The organism is Tianweitania populi, assembly GCF_014652875.1.
Taxonomy (GTDB): domain Bacteria; phylum Pseudomonadota; class Alphaproteobacteria; order Rhizobiales; family Rhizobiaceae; genus Tianweitania; species Tianweitania populi.
Genome location: NZ_BMZQ01000004.1, coordinates 30,355 through 43,970 on the forward strand (window position 1 = coordinate 30,355; position 13,616 = coordinate 43,970).

A 13,616-nucleotide genomic window follows, 5' to 3' on the forward strand; every position below is an offset into this window, starting at 1 on the left:
ATGACACCCTATCCGACATTTGCCTCTGATGCCTTTGCCGGCAAGACCGTCCTCATCACCGGCGCCGCCAGTGGCATGGGCTTCGAAACGGCCCGCGCCTTCCTGAGCAAGGGTGCTGAAATCGTTCTCGCCGACCGCGATGCTGAAGGTTTGGCACGGGCGAAAAGCGAGCTGTCAGGCAAGGTCCATACGGTCACCGTGGATATTGGGCAGAATGACAGCATCGAAACGATGTTCGCCTATTGCGATGCCAACCTGGCTCAGCTCGACCATGTGATCTGCTGCGCAGCCATCATTACCGCGAAGAAGATCCCCGATCAGGATTGGGCGCACTGGGAGCGCGTGATGTCGGTGAACCTTCTGGGAACCTTCTTCACCGTGAAGGGAGCCGTGACCCGGATGCTTGGCAACGCTGAAGGCGGCAACATCGTCTGCGTCGCTTCCGATGTCGCCTATCACGGTGGTGGCGGTCTGATCGCAGACACCGCCTATGCGGCTTCAAAGGCGGGCACGCTTTCGATCGTCAAATCCGTTGGTCGCGAATTGGCAGGCAAGAATGTGCGCATCAACGCGCTCAATCCCGGCCCCACCGACTCGCCGATGCACAACCACATCGATCCCGCGCTCAAAGAGCGCATCGCAGCCAACCTCCCCCGCCGTCGCATGGGCCGGCCGCATGACATGGCTGCTGCAATCCTCTTCCTGTGCTCACCCGAAGCCAGCTTCGTTTACGGTACGGCCGTGGATGTCGATGGGGGATCGAGTTTCAGGTGATGAGCTAAAGCACTCACCAAGCGGAATGCAACTTTCCAACAGCGTCTTACGAAAGCTGACTCACCTGACCCGGTCAGGCTGCGTCAGCCATTCGGAACGCACAAAATACAAGGTTCTACTGCTTCAAAGAAAAGGCGACCTGCACGGCGCGCGCGATGGCGGGCGTCGGTGCCGACATGTGGGTGTGGTTGGCTAGGTTTTCGAAGCTGGTCTGGAGGTTTGCACCATCTGGCTCAGCAAGCTTGGCGGCCATCTCTTCCGCATAGGCCAGCGTGCGTTCTGTTTTCTTGCTGATGAGGCGGGCTGCGGCATCCTCGTTCCCTTCCTGGAAGGGCGCCAGACGCTCCCCTTCATGCTCGCCGGCAGAGAGGTGAATGCTCGGACGGACTGGGAGATCGAAAGTCGCCGCCTTTTCCGTGCGCAGGATCGCGCAGTCATCCCAGTGGATGGTGGGACTGACGGCAATGATCTTCTGGAACAAGCCAGGGCGCGTAAACAGCGCATGGAGGGCAAACAGCCCGCCAAACGAATGGCCGAACAGGCTTTTGCGCGCGGGGTCGATTTTCGTGCGCGCGGTAATGAAAGGCAGGAGACGCGATTCCAGAAAGTCGAGGAACTCGTCGGCGCCGCCCGTTCGAACCGGTGGCCCATCCGGCGTATAAGGCGGGAAGCTGGTTCCAGGCGGCGGGCTCAGATCCCACGACCGGCGCAGCGGATCATAGGCCTCCTCGGTTGGATAACCGACCGCCGCGATCACACCCCAGCCTATATTGGTGCCCTTGGGATAATCGGCTTGCGACCGCAGGGCATCGACCGCAGTTCCAAAGCAGCTGTTTCCGTCCGTCATCAGCAACAGCGGCCAGCCCTCTCCCGGCATGGTCCGCGCCGGAAGATAGTCGGGCACTTCCATGCGAGGCACATAAAGCAGCAGGCGATAAACCGCTCCGCTCGCCGCCTCGATGTCATGGACGCTCGCGCCAGCGAGCGAATAGGCGTTCGACATGGCGGGCCCGATGCCTTCTAGAACTGGTAGCGCAGGCTGCCGATGATCTGGCGTCCTTCACCGCGATAACCGTAGGTGCCGGAATAGGTCGGCTCGCGGTCGTCGAACACGTTCTTTACGTTGAGCTTGGCCTGCGTGCCCTTCATGCTCTCGCTCAACTTGCTGAAGTCGTAGGTGACCGATGCATCCACGAGCAGGCGCGCGTCGTTCTTCAAGGTGTTGGCGTCGTCCCCGAAGCTTTTACCCTCAACGCGCAGGCCAAGACCCAGCCCAAGACCTTCGGCTGGTCCGTTCACGAAGGTGTAGTCGCCCCAGACAGCGAACTGATGGGCGGGAATGCCCGACGGCGTGGATCCGACATTATCGCCTTCCGTGATCTCGAGGTCGAGATAGGTGTAGGCCGCCGTCAGGTTGATGCCGTTGGGCAGGCTGGTTGCCGCTTCAAGTTCCAGGCCACGGGAGCGGACCTCGCCACGCTGAACCTGGAACAACGGATTGGTCTCGTCGGGGGCAAGCACGTTGGACTGAACGATATTGAAGACCGCCGCACTCGCGGTGAGGTTTAGGTCCGTCGGCTGGTACTTGATGCCGGCTTCGACCTGCTCGCCTTCCGTCGGCTTGAAGCTGGTGCCGTCGGCATTGGCGCCGATGGTGGGCGAGAACGACGTCGAGTAGCTTACATACGGCGCGATGCCGTTATCGAAGAGATAGCCCAGGCCGACGCGGCCGGAGAAGTTGGTGTCGTCCTGTTTGGTGTCGGAGCCGAGGTCGTTGTCGTGGTCCTTGTTGCTTACCCAGTCGTAGCGGCCGCCCAACGTCAGGATGAAGCTGTTCCATTCAAGCTGATCCTGAAGATAGGCGCCTGTTTGGTGCTGCTTGGTGGTCACGTTCCGATAATTGTAGTCAGGCCGCTCGAACGGTTGCGCGCCATAGTTCAGCGAAACGAGATCGAGATCCGGCGCAGGTCCATATCCGATCCTGTCGTCGACATCGACGTGGTTGTAATCGAGGCCCATCAAGACCGTATGATCGACCGTGCCGGTCTGGAATTCGGCCTGTGCCTGGTTGTCGACGGCAAGGGAGTCGAGCTTGTCCTGGATGATCCAGGACGAGCGCTGCGCGGTCAGGCGATCCGGCGCGATCGCGTCGATCTGCCCATAAGGAACGTCTGCATAGATGTGGGCATAACGCAGGTTCTGGCGCACGCTCCACGTTTCGTTGAAGCGATGCTTGAACTCATAGCCCACGCGGCCCTGGTCCTGAACGAAAGGCCCCGATGCGGGATCGCCGGATTCGAGATTGGTGATCCGGCCGTCTTCGTTGAAGAAGGACGCATTGCCGCCCACCTCGGCGTGGGAATATTCGCCCAAAAGCGTCAGGCTGGTGTCACGATCATCCGAACGGAAGGTCACCGCTGGCGCGATGAAGATGCGGTCGTCCGGTACGCTGCGCAAGTCGGTATCGGCATCGCGGTAAAGGCCCGTCAGGCGATACAGAACGTTGTCGTTGCCGGCCACCGGACCGGACAGGTCGAACTGGCTCTGGTAGCGGCTGTTGTTCCCGATCTGACCTTCGATCACCCGGTAGGTGTCTTCGGTTGGTCGCTTGGAGACCAGGTTGACGATGCCACCCGGTGCACCGCCGCCATAAAGAACTGAACTCGGTCCTTTGAGGATGCTGATCGCGTCGAGACCGTAAGGCTCCGTCTTGAAGAGCGAAAAGTTGCCCGGCAGTTCGCGCAGGCCATCGCGGTAAACAGCATCATAGGTCACGTTGAAGCCGCGGATGTAGAAGCTGTCGAAGCGATTGTCGAAGCCGAATGCCTGGTTCACGATGCCGGGCGTGTAATCGAGCGCTTCCTTCAGCGTCTGAACCTTGCGATCTTCGAGCTGCTGGCTCGTCACGACATTGATTGCCTGCGGAACCTTCACCAGCGGCGTGTCGGTTTTGGTTCCGACCTCGGCGCGAGTCGCGACATAGCCATCGGCGGTCACGCCGCCACCTGGCCCGGTTCCGTCGCCTCCATTGCCGCTCACCACCACCGTTTCAAGCGTGACTGCCTCCTGCGCGAGGGCAGGATAGAGCCCGCTAGCCAACGCGAGAGAGAAGAGCGAAACGCCTTTAAGCAAGCGGTGCAAAGACGAAGTTGGATGGGTCGGTGACATGGGATACCTCTGGACCTGCAGATGCAGCCAGCGGGTTTTGCGTTAACATGAGTGGGGCTTTCAAGTATCATTTGCAAAGATGCGCCGGGTGTTGCTAAGCCGCATCACGAAAACGTTAGAACAGGCTCCGCATTGGTTTTTTCCCGTCGACACTTTCTGGCAACATGCGCCGGGGCAGTCAGCTCCGGCTTCCCCTTAAGCGCCGGTGCCAGTTCGATAGCAGGTACACCCAGGATCGTGTCACTCGATTACGGTTTGGCGGAAACCCTGCTGATGCTCGATTCGGCGCCCATCGCGGTTGCTGACGCGCGTGGCTGGAAGGACTGGGTGGCCCAGCCCACGCTGCCGATTTCGACGGTTGATTGTGGGGTCGCGCTGGATCCCAACCTGGAACTTCTGTCCACCCTTAAACCGGATGTCATCCTGACAACCGAGTATCTGGCGATGGTTGAGGACCGGCTGACTGTGGTGGCTCCCGTTCGCCGCTTGTCGATCTTTTCCGAAGGCGGCACGCCCTATCCAAAAGCCGTGGAAGCAGCGCTGGCTCTTGGGGAACTCATCGGCGACCGGGATCGGGCTCAGCGCTACGTCGCGGAGTCGGAAACCTATTTCGATGTCTGCCGCGAGCGGGCGCGGCCTTTCAGCGAGAAGCCGATCCTGCTTCTCTCCTTTCTCGATCCACGCCATGTCAGGGTCTATGGTGCGCCCGGCATGTATGACGACGTCTTGAAGCGCATCGGCCTGCGCAATGCTTGGACGGAAGAAACGAACTACTGGGGCTTTTCCACGATCGGCATCGAGGCTCTGGCAAAGATCGGTTCGGCCTTTGCCGTTGCCGATCATCTGCCGCAAGACATCCAGGCTGTTCTGGACCAAAGCCCGCTCTGGAACGATCTGCCTTCCGTATCGGGTCGCAAGATCCCCGTTCTGCCGACGGTCCTGATGTTCGGCGCCATTCCCTCCGCGCGCCGTTTTGCCGGACTTCTTCTCGATGCATTGGAAGGCGCGGCAGCTTGATTTCGTCGCCCTTGAACAAAGCGCACCGGCAACTGCCGCATGGCCCTGCCCTGCTGGCGCTCATGCTGGTCATTCCGATCCTGATCCTAGGCGCGATGCTTCTGTCTTCGAAGCTTCCCATGCTTTGGCAGCCTCCCAGCGCCGCTTATGACCCCGATCGGATGGTGTTTCTGTATTCCACGCTTCCGCGTCTGGTGATGGCGGTGTTGTGCGGTGGAGCCCTTGCGGCGTCGGGCGCCATTTTGCAGCAGGTGTTGCGCAACCCGCTGGCATCGCCAACCACGTTGGGGATCGATGCCGGAGCGCGACTGGCTCTTGCGCTCGCCACGCTCTTTTTTCCCGCCCTTTTTGGCTGGGGGCGCGATGTGGTGGCGCTTCTTGGCTCATCGCTGGCAGCCTGCCTCGTTTTCGCTCTTGCCCGAAGACAGGATTTCGCGCCGATCCCGCTTGTTCTATCGGGCCTGCTTGTCGGCCTTTACTGCGGCGCGCTCGCCTCGATCCTGGCGTTGATCGATAGCCGCTGGCTTGCCAGTCTTTTCATCTGGGGCGGCGGTTCTCTCAGCCAGCAGAGCTGGCAGCCAACCGTGGATCTTTCAATCAGGCTGGCATTGGCGGCGCCCTTCGCGGTGTTTCTCCTGCGGCCCCTGACACTGCTCGAGCTTGGGGATGACGCAGCGCGCGGGCTGGGACTGCCCGTGTCACGCCTGCGCCTTGGCGCCGTAGCACTGGCCGTGGTTCTCTCGGCCTTTACGGTCAGCGCAGTGGGGGTGATCGGCTTTGTTGGCTTGGTTGCACCCATTTTGACACGCTTGGCCGGTGCGCGGGACTTTACGGCCCGCCTCGTTTGGTCAACCCTGATCGGCGCCTTGTTGCTGTTGTTGACCGATCTTCTGGTGCAATACGGCGCCGGCGCGTCATCCGACCTGTTGCCGACCGGTGCGGTGACGGCGATCCTGGGATCACCGATCCTGCTTTGGCTTCTGCCGCGCCTTCAGGCTTCCATGCGCCCATCCAGCGGGCACACATCCGGCACTCGCGCTGCGCGTCTGAACAACAGCCAAAACAGGCTGGTCATGGCTGCGCTCGCGGTCGGGCTTCTTGGTCTCGTTCTGGTGGTGCTGTTTTTCGGGCGCGCGCCCGATGGCTCCTGGCACTGGCTCGCTCAAACCGAACTATCGACCGCCCTGCCCTGGCGATGGCCGCGCAGCCTTGCGGTGGCTTCGGCCGGTGCGCTTCTTGCCACGGCAGGCTTCGTGCTCCAGCGCCTGACCGGCAATGAAATGGCCAGTCCCGAAATTCTCGGCATCAGCGCCGGCTCGACCTTCGCCGTGGCGATCGGCCTTTTCGTGATCGGCGACATGTCGTCCGTTGAAGCCTTCCTAGCGGCTATGGCGGGCGCTGCCGCGACCTTGTTCCTGGTTCTTCTGCTGGGGCGGCGCGCGGGATTTGCACCAGAACGCATGCTGCTTGCCGGCATCGCCATTTCTGCGCTGCTCGATGCCGTGATCGGCATGCTTTCGGCAACAGGCGATCCGCGCTCCTTCCAGCTCCTGTCTTGGATGTCCGGTGTTGCCAGCGGCGTTCAGCCGGTCGGCGCGGCCTCCGCTGCTGTTGTCGCGGCACTCATGCTTGCGGTCACCCTCCTGGCTCGTCGGCCGATCGAACTGCTGGCGCTGGGAGCCCCAAGTGCTGGCGGGCTGGGCCTGAACGTGCGCTCAGTGCACCTACTCCTGCTGGCCCTGGCCGCGATCGCCACGGCGGCGGCCACTCCGTTGGTGGGGCCGCTGACATTCGCAGGCTTGATCGCGCCGCATCTTGTTCGACTGACGGGTGTCAGGGGAGCCTTGCCGTCCCTGCTGGGCAGCGCCTGCGCCGGCGCCACAATCCTTCTTGCCGCGGACTGGCTTGCGCGAGTCTGCGCCTTCCCGTTCCAGCTTCCCACCGGTCTCGTCGCCTGCCTCGTCGGCGCGCCCGTCCTGCTTTGGCTCCTGCAAAGGCGTGCCTGATGACAACGAACCTTTCTTCAGGCTCGCCTGGCCCCCAATCCGCCTTTTCGCTTGACAAGGTGCACTTCAAGGTTGGCGATCGCACCATCCTTCATCCACTCGACCTCACTTTGTATCCCGGCGAAGTTGTTGGCCTGATCGGACAAAACGGCTCGGGAAAGTCGACCTTGCTCAAGTTTCTGGCGCGCCAGAACGAGCCCAGCGGCGGCACCATCCACTTCGAAAACCGTTCACTGACGAAATGGGGCGCGCGCGACTTCGCCAAGCGTGTCGCTTATCTTCCCCAGGATCCGCCGATCGGCACCGGCCTCACCGCGCGTGAACTCGTTCGCCTCGGCCGCTATCCCTGGCATGGTGCCTTGGGCCGGTTCACCGAAGACGACGCGGCGAAGGCCGAGAAGGCGATGGAGATGACCGACACGCTGCAATTTGCCGAGCGCAGCATCGATACGCTGTCGGGGGGCGAGCGTCAGCGTGTCTGGCTTGCCATGCTGGTGGCGCAGGATGCCGGCTGTCTTCTTCTCGACGAACCAACCTCGGCGCTCGACATCGCGCACCAGATCGAAGTCCTTTCGCTGATCCGGCGCCTAGGCCATACGCGAAACCTTTGCGTCGTTGTCGTGCTCCACGACGTCAACATGGCCGCGCGCTTCTGCGACCGCATCGTGGCCCTGCGGAACGGATGCCTCGTTGCGGACGAAACGCCGGCAAACTTCATGACACCGTCGGCGCTTTCGTCGGTCTATGGCATCGACATGACGGTCTTGGCGCAGCTCGGAACCCCACGGGTCGGCGTCGCGGTTCCGGCCTACAAGGAAGAGCGTTTACCGGCTAGTCGAGTGCCTTAGCTCGGCCACGCGACTGTTAGCAGGTGCACTCGTCAGGCTACCTGTCTCGTAATGCTCCATAAGGGGTTCCTCCCTACAACAACACTCGCACAAGTAGCTCACAAGGAAGCTCCTGCGAGTCTGATGAAGGGTGTTCGTTCGTGGTCCAAATTCTTCTTACACTTCCGGCGGATGGTTGCCGGCGTTGGCAGAATGAGGTGGCGGCGCGACTGCTGGAGGCGGGGCATGTCGTTTCCGTGCGCCATTCGCCAGGTCGACCTACAGGCTCGCGGCTTCTGAATGCTGTGCTTTCCGCTGAGACCCGCGTTTTCGGCGCTTCACTGGCCAGCGAGTGCAAACCTCTTCCGCAAACCGAGTATGATGAGGTTGATCTCGTGATCAACCTCGCTCCTTCCGCGCCAAAGATAAGCAAGCCAACACTGACGCTTACATTTGCCGGTTGCAGTAGTTTCGAGGACGGGCTGGCCCAGCTGGTGACGGGCAGCGACACGTTGGACTTGGTTGCAAGCATCGATGGCATCGCGCTTGGGCGTGCGAGACCGATGATCCGAGACCGGCTTTGGCTCAAGCGCGCATCCGACGATCTGCTCGCCGGCGCCCTATCGTTGATCCTGCAGACCGTCAGCCGTTTTGCAGCCAACAGACTAGTTCCGTTGGAGGATATGCCCTCCTCCCCCACTGGCCAAACATCGTTCGCACGGCACTATCCCTTGTTCTTCAGCAAGGCGGTGGTCGCTCGCTTGATCCGGAAGGTTCAGCGCCGAAAGCGTCCCTTCTATTGGCAGGTTGCGTATCGCAGCATCAAGGGTGGGGGCGTAGCCGAAACCGGCGCAATCGACGGAGCACCGTTCACGGTCCTGCCCGACGACGGCACGCGCTTCTATGCCGACCCCTTCGTGTTCGAACATGAAGGCCGCATGTTCCTGTTCGTGGAAGAGTTTCCCTATGCGCTGAACCGAGGCGTTATCTCGGTTGCGGAGCTTCAGAATGACGGAACCTTCGACACGCCGCGCAGAGTGCTGGAGGAGCCGCATCATCTTTCTTACCCTCAGGTCTTCAGGCATGATGGCGAGATCTACATGCTGCCTGAAAGCGCTGCTGCGCGGGAACTGGTGCTGTATCGCGCCGCGTCCTTTCCGGACACGTGGGTGCGTGACAGGGTTCTTCTCGCGGATCGCGACATCAACGACGCCACGGTTCTTCAACACGGAGGACGTTTCTGGCTCGTCGCCACGGAGCGAGTGGGTGTCGGCGGCCCTTCGGACACGATGGTGGTCCTGTCTGCTGACAATCCGCGCGGGCCCTGGATCGACCATGCGCTCAATCCGGTTGCCATCGATCACTCGGCAGCAAGGCCAGGTGGCTCGTTTATTCGAACAGGCGAGCGCATCCTGCTGCCCGTTCAGAATGGATCACAAAGCTATGGAGGAGGGCTGGGGCTGATGGAGTTGCAACAGCTCGACGATGGTCATGTTCGGTTCAGTGCGCCGGAACCCATTCGTCCCGGTTCAGCCTGGGACCGAAAAGGCATCCACACGCTCAATCGTGTTGGCCGGGTGGAAGTGATCGATAGCGCCGGCTGATTTTAAGCTACGTCAGCAAGCCCTCTTCGCCGAACATTCACCTCGTCCGACGCGCCATTGACCTGATATGCCATCAGCAGAATGAACACGATCATCAGTTCCGGCGCCTTGGACGACAGCGTGTTGTTCGACAAGGCTGCCAGAAGGAAGGTGATCGTCCCGATCCAGGCCGGGCGCGTCGTGTTGCGAAGCAGCTGATACAAGAAGCGGAAGAAGCTCAGCGAGAAGATAACGGCAAGCGGAACACCAAACAGCAGGCCGAGCACAACCGGCGTGCTTTCGATATAAGGCAGGTGAAGCTTCTCGTTGACGATCGCCAGCAGGTCGTCGGCATTCATGCCGAACAGGATGTTCTGCCAAGTCACGAAGTCGAACACCTGATACACTGTCACGCGTGCCGAAAAGTTCTCGTCGAAAATCGTTTCATTGAAGCGGTTCAGGAAACCGCCGGCCGCAAACGCAATGATCAATGCCGCGCCCCCGATCACGGTTAGAAGCGTCACCGTGAATTTCGCCTCCCGTTGCTGACGGCGGGAAAGTCCTCGCCAGGGAAGGATGGTCGTAAGCAAGAGAGTTTCGATGATGGCGAGCAGCAAAGCTGCGCGTGCGCCGGAGGCGGCGGTGCCCGCAAACAACAAGAGGATGCAGGCAATCTTGACCCATAGCCGCCACGGTGTCAGCGCGACGAAGGCGATGGCCGTGGCGCAAAGCGTGCCCAGTGCAAGCGGATGCGCAGAAAGACCGATCGGCCGGAACTCCTGTTCCCGAAATGGATAGGGCAGGAAGTGCTGCTGCACGACCGCTTCCACGATGCCCAGGATCGCGCTGACGACGATCATGCCGAGCATGACACTTCCCAGTGCCGTCCGCGTTTCCCGGTTCAGGCTGAGCATGATCATGGCCGCGGCACAGGCGACCAGGTAGGAATCAATGACGAACCCGCTTGAACCTGCTCGGCCGGTGACGAAGAGATAGGGCACGAGCAGAAGGATCAGCGCGGTAAAGCGCAGGATTGCCTTGAACAGGCTGACCTCATCGCCTTTCAGCACCAGCGGCCTGCTGATGAGGATGGCTGCAAGCAGGAAGAAGATGGCGTAAGTTCCGATATGGAGCTTTTCCGGGAACGAGCCTCCTTCTGTGGAGTATGAAACCGCAAGATTCAGCATTTGCGGCGAGACCACCGCACGCAGAATGAAGACAACTGCAGCACATAGAAAAAGCAGCAGAGACACGGCATTCCGCTGATACACGTCCGCGGCGCTCGATTTCTCGATTCCGCCAGTGACACTTGCAGCCATTTTCAACCAGAAGCGAGAGGGCTCGATGGAAGCAACGATCTTGGCATTCGCCCTTGCTCCCAAGTCAAAGATCGTGATGCCACAATAAAGCGGCGTGGATAATCGTATCTTAACAAACCCGATTTACAGCTGAGCTCACAGCATCCGGCGATCCATCATGAGCCAAATTCTCGGGCGAAAGGCCTCCCCTTTGTCTTCGGAGGACTTCAACATCGATGCGCTTGACCATAGAGCCCGCCGGCGCCCGGCCGGTGGTTCGCTTCTGCTGACTGCAAAAAGCCTGGCCGATCGGGACCTTACGGATGATCGATCCACGCAGCAGGCAACCAGGGTCGAGCAGACCGCGACCACCGCTGACCCGCTACGGTCTGAAGCGCCAATTACGACATCCCCGTCAGACCACCGCACGGATCGCCCCTCGCCTGTCACCGTTGCCAAAGTGGGCGAGTTCCTCGAACTTGACTTCCGCCGCTTGTTCACCTGGCTGCGCGCCGGCTTTCTTTTGGCCTGCATCCTGGCTGTCATCGGTGCTCTCGCCGGTGGCGGTTACGGGCTTCTGGCAAAGAAGCGCTATACAGTTGCAACCGACATCCTGCTGAACCCGACCAATCTGCAGGTCGTCAATGACGACCTTTATGTTCAGTCCGGCCAGATCGACAATCAGCTCCTCAACATCCGCAGCAAGCAGCGAGTTCTGACATCCAGAAATGTCCTTGCACGTGTCGTGGACGATCTGAACCTCGCCAGCGAACCAGAGTTCGGCGATGGCGCGTCCGATCCCAAGCTGACGGCCCTGAGGCGCTTGCAGGAGGCCATCAAGGTTCAGGCTGATGAAGGGTCGTTCGTAACGACGCTGCTGGTGACCGCCCAGACACCCGACAAGGCGATCGAGATCTCGCAGGCGATCGTCAAGACCTTCCAGGATGAGCTAGCCGAAGCTGAGAGCAATGGCGCAAGCCGCGCTGCAACCGCACTCGATAGCCGCCTTGGGCAGTTAAGAGCTGACGTGCAGGCGGCGGAAAAGAAGATCGAAGACTACCGCCGCGATCAAAATCTGTCGTCGAGCTACGGCCAACTCGTAAGCTCGCAGACCATGACCCAGCTCAACACCCAGATCGTGCAGGCTCAGGCCAGGGCTAGCGCGGCGCAAGCAGATTACGACGCGCTGATTGCGGGCGGCGCAAACGGCACGAATGCCAGCCCTTCCGTTTCAGAAACACTGGTCGCTTTGCGCAACGAAGCCAACCGGATCCGACAGGAACTTGAGTCTCAATCCGCGCAACTCGGTCCCCGCCACCCGTCCATCCTGAAATTGCGGGTCGCGCTTGATACAGTCAACGCTCAGGTGAAAACCGAGTATCTGCACACGGTCGAAGTGGCCAAAGGCAGCCGTGACGCGACCAAGAACACCATGGACTCGCTGGTTGCACGCATGAACGATCTTCAGGGCAACGTCTTTGCCGATCGCGAGTCGGAAGTTGCCCTCCGCGAACTTGAGCGGGACGCGACGTCCAAGACGGCGATCTACGAAAGCTTCCTGTCGCGCGCACGCCAGATCACTGAGCGCCAGCAGATCGATACGACCAATGTGCAGGTGATCTCGACCGCTGTTCCACCGAATGGGCGGTCCTGGCCTCCGAGAACGATTGTGCTGGCAGTCGGTGGCGCAGTCGCGGGCTTTGCTCTCGGCCTTCTCCTGGCCCTCATCACGGGTATCCGTCGAGACCTGCGCGACGAGCCGGATGATTATCGCAGCCCTGCTTACGGTGTCTAAGCGGATCGTCTTTCATACACCGAGCCTTCGCGGCGGCGGAGCCGAACGCGTCTTCGTGTTGATGGCAAACGAACTCGCTTCGCGGGGGCATGACGTGACCCTGCTGACATGGAATGCCGCCGGTCCAAACGCAGCGCTGCTGTCGAGCGCGGTGACGCTGGTGGATTTCGCCCTCCCCGTCCAAGGCGAAGGCTTCAGCATCGTGAAGACGCTGAAAACCGTCAGGCGCAGTGCGCAGGCCTTACGAAAGCTGCAACCCGACGCGGTGTTCAGCGCACCGGAATTCATGAACCTGGTTGCGGCGCTCGCACTTCTGATGGCGACGAGCCGTGCCCGCTTTTTCCCGACCTTTCACGCCGCCACTTCGCTCGTGACAGGCAGGCTAGGCGCGCGATTGGCCGTCAGGCTTTCTGCGCTGGTTTCCGCCCAAGCGACCAAAGCCATCGTTGTTTCGACCGGCATTGGTCGAGAGCTGAAGGCACGTGGGTTTCCGCCGAGCAAGATTACCGTGATCCACAATCCGGTGCCTGCTGGCGCGGATCCCCAAACCGAAGTCTATCCCTGGCAGAACGATCTGGCCGCGATGGGAGACGGTGCGGTGATCGTCACGGCCGGGCGCTTGGTCGAGGTCAAAGATCACCGAACGCTGCTTCGCGCCTTCGCGCTCCTGCGCGAACAACGGCCTGCGCGGCTGGTGATCTTTGGAGAAGGTCCGCTCGAAGGTGCCTTGCGTTCCCTTGCGCACGAACTTGGCATCGACAGCCAAGTGCTGTTTGCCGGATATGTGAACAATCCCGCCGCCTGCTACGCAGTGGCTGATCTTTTTACCCTGTCGTCTATCAGCGAGGGCTTCGGCAATGTGCTGGTGGAGGCCATGAATGCGGGGGTTCCGGTTGTATCCACCGAAGCGCCCTATGGTCCGGCCGAGATCCTTCAGGATGGGCGCTGCGGAACGCTTGTTCCGGTTAGTGATGCGGCGGCTTTAGCCCGCGCTATGGGTGAGATGCTCGATCAGCCTACGCCCATTGAGATCCTGAAAAACAGGGCAGCCGACTTCGACGTTAAGCGGATTGGCGATCAGTATGAGGCCCTGCTTTGACCGTAAAGCGAACGCTCCGGTGCCCGCAACGACATATGACTAAGCGACC

Annotated in this window: 10 protein-coding genes; 7 read left to right on the forward strand and 3 right to left on the reverse strand. The window is 60.7% G+C overall.

Annotation, left to right across the window (positions count from 1 at the left end; all coding sequences use genetic code 11):
• A complete protein-coding gene (locus IE166_RS17715; protein WP_189506576.1) occupies positions 1-774 on the forward strand; it encodes an SDR family NAD(P)-dependent oxidoreductase in 774 nt (257 codons plus the stop codon).
• 115 nt (positions 775-889) lie between these two features.
• Here IE166_RS17715 and IE166_RS17720 read toward each other — a convergent pair whose 3' ends face one another.
• Positions 890-1,777, reverse strand: coding sequence for an alpha/beta hydrolase (locus IE166_RS17720; RefSeq protein ID WP_189506578.1), 888 nt, complete (start codon positions 1,775-1,777; stop codon positions 890-892).
• Positions 1,778-1,794: 17 nt separating this feature from the next.
• On the reverse strand, positions 1,795-3,813 hold the full coding sequence (locus tag IE166_RS17725) for a TonB-dependent siderophore receptor (protein WP_244641562.1): 2,019 nt from the start codon (positions 3,811-3,813) through the stop codon (positions 1,795-1,797).
• Between the two features lie 366 nt (positions 3,814-4,179).
• Between IE166_RS17725 and IE166_RS17730 the strand changes: the two genes are divergently transcribed.
• The 4 genes from IE166_RS17730 (at position 4,180) to IE166_RS17745 (ending at position 9,396) form a co-directional block, all read left to right on the forward strand.
• Positions 4,180-4,959 (forward strand): ABC transporter substrate-binding protein, encoded by a 780-nt coding sequence (locus IE166_RS17730; protein ID WP_189506582.1) that lies wholly within the window; start codon positions 4,180-4,182, stop codon positions 4,957-4,959.
• Between the two features lie 11 nt (positions 4,960-4,970).
• Complete coding sequence (fhuB, locus tag IE166_RS17735) at positions 4,971-6,965, forward strand: Fe(3+)-hydroxamate ABC transporter permease FhuB (RefSeq protein ID WP_244641563.1); 1,995 nt, start codon at positions 4,971-4,973, stop codon at positions 6,963-6,965.
• Positions 6,965-7,813, forward strand: a complete 849-nt coding sequence (locus IE166_RS17740; protein ID WP_189506584.1) for an ABC transporter ATP-binding protein — start codon at positions 6,965-6,967, stop codon at positions 7,811-7,813. Before fhuB ends, IE166_RS17740 begins: the two co-directional genes overlap by 1 nt.
• A gap of 497 nt (positions 7,814-8,310) precedes the next feature.
• Positions 8,311-9,396 (forward strand): glucosamine inositolphosphorylceramide transferase family protein, encoded by a 1,086-nt coding sequence (locus tag IE166_RS17745; RefSeq protein ID WP_244641564.1) that lies wholly within the window; start codon positions 8,311-8,313, stop codon positions 9,394-9,396.
• Positions 9,397-9,398: 2 nt separating this feature from the next.
• Here IE166_RS17745 and IE166_RS17750 read toward each other — a convergent pair whose 3' ends face one another.
• Complete coding sequence (locus tag IE166_RS17750; protein WP_189506586.1) at positions 9,399-10,694, reverse strand: VpsF family polysaccharide biosynthesis protein; 1,296 nt, start codon at positions 10,692-10,694, stop codon at positions 9,399-9,401.
• A 157-nt stretch (positions 10,695-10,851) separates the two neighbouring features.
• Between IE166_RS17750 and IE166_RS17755 the strand changes: the two genes are divergently transcribed.
• A complete protein-coding gene (locus IE166_RS17755) occupies positions 10,852-12,468 on the forward strand; it encodes a GumC family protein (RefSeq protein ID WP_189506588.1) in 1,617 nt (538 codons plus the stop codon).
• Complete coding sequence (locus IE166_RS17760; protein WP_244641565.1) at positions 12,437-13,567, forward strand: glycosyltransferase; 1,131 nt, start codon at positions 12,437-12,439, stop codon at positions 13,565-13,567. The genes IE166_RS17755 and IE166_RS17760 overlap by 32 nt, the downstream gene beginning before the upstream one ends.
• The last annotated feature ends 49 nt before the right edge of the window (positions 13,568-13,616 follow it).

Bases quoted from the DNA above. Each gene is read 5' to 3' on its own strand.
- IE166_RS17740 (WP_189506584.1), top strand. From the start codon at position 6,965: ATGACAACGAACCTTTCTTCAGGCTCGCCTGGCCCCCAATCCGCCTTT.
- IE166_RS17755 (WP_189506588.1), top strand. From the start codon at position 10,852: ATGAGCCAAATTCTCGGGCGAAAGGCCTCCCCTTTGTCTTCGGAGGAC.
- IE166_RS17715 (WP_189506576.1), top strand. From the start codon at position 1: ATGACACCCTATCCGACATTTGCCTCTGATGCCTTTGCCGGCAAGACC.
- IE166_RS17760 (WP_244641565.1), top strand. From the start codon at position 12,437: ATGATTATCGCAGCCCTGCTTACGGTGTCTAAGCGGATCGTCTTTCAT.
- IE166_RS17750 (WP_189506586.1), bottom strand. From the start codon at position 10,694: ATGGCTGCAAGTGTCACTGGCGGAATCGAGAAATCGAGCGCCGCGGAC.
- IE166_RS17720 (WP_189506578.1), bottom strand. From the start codon at position 1,777: ATGTCGAACGCCTATTCGCTCGCTGGCGCGAGCGTCCATGACATCGAG.